4 protein-coding genes are annotated in these 3493 nt (G+C 72.0%); 2 read left to right on the top strand and 2 right to left on the bottom strand.

Going from position 1 to position 3493, the window contains the following annotated elements; genetic code table 11:
- A partial coding sequence (locus FV228_RS23770) for a GNAT family N-acetyltransferase (protein WP_147856826.1) occupies positions 1-757 on the top strand: 757 nt, incomplete at its 5' end.
- A gap of 57 nt (positions 758-814) precedes the next feature.
- Here FV228_RS23770 and FV228_RS23765 read toward each other — a convergent pair.
- Positions 815-1099 carry a hypothetical protein gene (locus FV228_RS23765; protein WP_147856825.1) on the bottom strand — a complete coding sequence of 95 codons (285 nt, stop codon included), beginning with the start codon at positions 1097-1099 and terminating at the stop codon, positions 815-817.
- A gap of 173 nt (positions 1100-1272) precedes the next feature.
- Between FV228_RS23765 and FV228_RS23760 the strand changes: the two genes are divergently transcribed.
- On the top strand, positions 1273-1527 hold the full coding sequence (locus FV228_RS23760) for a hypothetical protein (protein WP_147856824.1): 255 nt from the start codon (positions 1273-1275) through the stop codon (positions 1525-1527).
- Between the two features lie 13 nt (positions 1528-1540).
- On the opposite strand, the gene FV228_RS23755 is transcribed toward FV228_RS23760, so the two are convergent.
- On the bottom strand, positions 1541-3493 hold a 1953-nt coding region (locus FV228_RS23755), incomplete at its 5' end, for a PAS domain-containing sensor histidine kinase (protein WP_147856823.1).

Here is a 3493-nt window from a genome sequence, read left to right as displayed (position 1 = left end):
GGCCTGGCGCTGGCCCCTCCTGCCGGTGCAGGACGGCGCGGTGCCGGAGATGCTGGCGGCCATGCGCGCGCGCGGTTGGGTCATCGGCACGGTGGCTGCGTTCGAGCGCCCAGTGATGGAGCGCCGGGCCGACCACGCGGCCTTCCTGGCCGGGCATCCGAACCGCTCTCGGTTCAAGGATCTGCGCCGCCGCGCCCGTCGGCTCGGTGAGATCGGCCTCCTCGCGCCTGTGAGCGCCACAGGCGGCCCAGACCTCGCCGCGTTGGTCGCGGCGTTCCTCGCCCTCGAACGCCGGGGCTGGAAGGGTGAAGCAGGGACCGCCATGGCCTGCCGACCCGGGACGGAGACGCTCGCCCGCGCCCTGTTTGCCGAAGGGTCCGGCCCGGTCGGCGTCCGGGCGGATGCCTTGACGCTCGACGGGCGGCCGATCGCGGTCAGCCTCGCCCTGGTCGCCGGGGGCACCGCGACGCTGCTCAAGACCGCCTACGACGAGGATCTGCGCAGCCATGCCCCCGGCCTGCTGATGGAGGCCGAGATCGTTCGCGGCTGCCACGAGACCGGCTTCGCGAACAGGCTCGACTCGGCGACGCTCGAGGGCTCGGCTCTGGAGGATCTCTACCGCGAGCGCACGCAGGTGGCCGAACTCATCGCCCTGCCGCCGGGGGATCGCACCCTGTCCCTGGAGCGGCGCCTGCGGCTGGCTCGGTTCGAGCAGGAGGCGCGCATCGCGGCCAAGAAAGTGCTGCGGCGGCGCTGACGCTCAAGCCGCACGCGTCGTCGCCCGCCGAAGGCCGGGGCGCTTCGGGACGCTGCGCTACCGGTTGCGATATGGACCCTCGCCCTGAACCTGATCGTAGACACCGTGCCCGGTCCGGGCCCGGTAGGCCCGGCCGGCGATCTGGCCAGGCGTCGGCGGCGTGCCGGGCTGGGCGAAGCTGGTCTCGGGACGGTAGGCCGGCCCCCAACCGATCTCCTCGTCGCCGGCCGGGTCCTTACCCGGAAAGCCGGTAGCGTAGCCGACGCTCTGGGCCAGAGCCGGGGCGGTTGCCAGAACGAGCAGGGCTGCGAGGGTGAGGCGGAGCTGTGTCCTTGAACGCATCGTTGCAATGTCCCGAAGGTCGATCCGAAGCGTGGATCCTTTGCAAGGGAAACGCCGGACCGCGACACGCGTTCTGAGGGGGCGATTCCGTGTCGCGGGCGAGACCCCGGCCCATCGGTCGGCAACGGACGACGGTTCCCCGCGTAGACCGCGGTCGGCACGGAGAAGTCGCCATGGAGGATTGGAAGGCGGAGTTCCGGGCCGAGTTGCGGGCCATCGAGATCGCCACCGCCGACGCGGCCTCGGCGCTGTTGCCGGACCTGCTGCGACGCCTGCGCCGTCACGAGGCCGGGCTTGGCGGATCGGGATACCTCTCGCCCTATCGCCGCTGGCGGATCCGGCGCCTGACACGCGCCGTGGCGGATGCCCGCTGGCAGGTCGAGCAGGGCCGGCTGGCGCGGATGGGCGGCCTCGACACGAGTCGGTGACGCGCCGGCCGGCTCAGGCGGCGACCGACCTGCGACCGGCATTCCGGCCTGCGGCGACAGCGCGGCCGAGGCGGTCCGTCTGCTCGGGGGCCGGGGCCGGCAGGCGCACGAGGACGACGGTGCCGACCGTCTCCTCGGAGCGGATCCGGAGGGTGCCGCCGTGCAGTTCGACCATGGAGCGGGTGATCGCAAGCCCGAGCCCCGAGCCCTTGTGGCTGCGGGTCATCTGCGCCTCGACCTGGGTGAACGGCCGGCCGAGCCGGGCGAGGTCGGCGCGCGGAATCCCGATGCCGCTATCCTCGACGAACAGGTGCGTGCTGGCCCCCGCGCGGCGGACGCGCACCGCAATGCGGCCCCCGGCCGGTGTGAACTTCACGGCGTTCTGCACGAGGTTGGCCAGGATCTGCTGCATCGCGCTCGGATCGGCGAGAAGCTCGATCCCGGGCTGCACGTCGATGCCAACCGCGATCCCCTTTTCCCGGGCGACCGCCTCGACGAGGCCGAGCGCCGACGCGACGGCGGCATCGGCGGGGATCGTCCGCGGGTTCAGCCGCACCCGCCGCGCCTCGAGCCGGGCCATGTTGAGGATGTCGTCGATCATCGAGAGCAGGTGCGAGCCGCTTTCGCGGATGTCGCGGCAATACTCGGTGTAGCGGGGGGTACCGAGGGGACCGAGAACCGCGTTCTCCATCACGTCGGCGAAGCCGATGATCGCGTTGAGCGGCGTGCGCAGCTCGTGGCTCATATTGGCCAGGAACTCGGACTTGGCCTGGCTGGCGGCTTCGGCCGCGGCTTTCTGGTCGAGGTAGCGCTCAGCCAGGTCGGCGAGCTGCTGGGTCTGGAGCTCGAGGGTGCGGCGGGAGCGCTTGAGATCCTTGACGGTCTCGATCAGCTCGCGCTCCGAGGCCTGGAGCTGTTCCTGGTGGCGCTTCAGGCTGGTGATGTCGGTCCCGACCGAGACGTAGCCGCCGTCCTTGGTCCGGCGTTCGCTGATCTGCAGCCAGCGGCCGTCGGTCAACTCGGCCTCGAAGGTCCGGGCGGCCAGCCCGGTGAGCGCCAGGTTGGCCTCGGGGGATTCGCGTCGGACCTGGGGCAGCACGCCCCGGCCCATCACGTCGATGTAGCTCCGGCCCGATTGCGCGTCCTCGGGGCTGAGGGCGTGGAGGTGGCGGAACTTCGAATTGCACAGGACGAGGCGGTTGCCGGTATCCCACAGGACAAAGGCCTCCGAGATCGCCTCGACGGCGTCGCGCAGGCGCATGTCGGAGGCCGCGTTGGTCTCTTCCAGGGCCCGCTGCTCGGTGATGTCGGTGGCGATGCCGACGAGATGGCGGCCGCCATCGGTGGCGTCGGGCATCACCTCGGCCCGGGCGCGCAGCCAGACGTAGGCGCCGTCGGCTCCGCGCATCCGAAAGGCGTGATCGACGCAGGTTTGGTTGGCTGCGAGCCCCCGGGCGAGGCTGTAGAGGTCGCCGTCATCGGGGTGAACCAGCGCGTTCACCGCCCCGAAGGAGAGATATTCGTGCTGCCGCTGGTAGCCGAGCAGCGCGTACATGGAATCGGACCAGTAGATCCGGCCCCGGGCGATGTCCCAGTCCCAGAGCCCGCAGGCGCCGCGGCGCAGGGCGGTCTCCAGGCGACCGCGGATCTGCTCGCGGGCGCGGTCGGCGCGGGTCGCCTGCCGGCTCTGCAGCCCGTAGGCGAGGCCGACGCCGACGATCACCAGGATCGCGGCCGCGACCAGGACGATCTGGTCCCGGGCCCGGGCGCTCCAGCCGCGCATCAGCGGCTCGATCGGCTGAAGTACGGCGACCTGACCGGCCCCGTCCGGCAGGCTGTGGATCGCCGCCAGCACGCTCTCGCCGCCGGGCAGGTCGAGGGCCATGGCACCAGCGCGCTCGCCGAGGCCCGAGAGCGGCTCGCTCTCGCCGAGCACCTCGGCCAGGGTCATGGAGCCCGCGGGCAG

The organism is Methylobacterium sp. WL18, from assembly GCF_008040015.1.
GTDB classification, from domain to species: domain Bacteria; phylum Pseudomonadota; class Alphaproteobacteria; order Rhizobiales; family Beijerinckiaceae; genus Methylobacterium; species Methylobacterium mesophilicum.
This window is presented reverse-complemented; position numbering and strand designations above follow the sequence as displayed.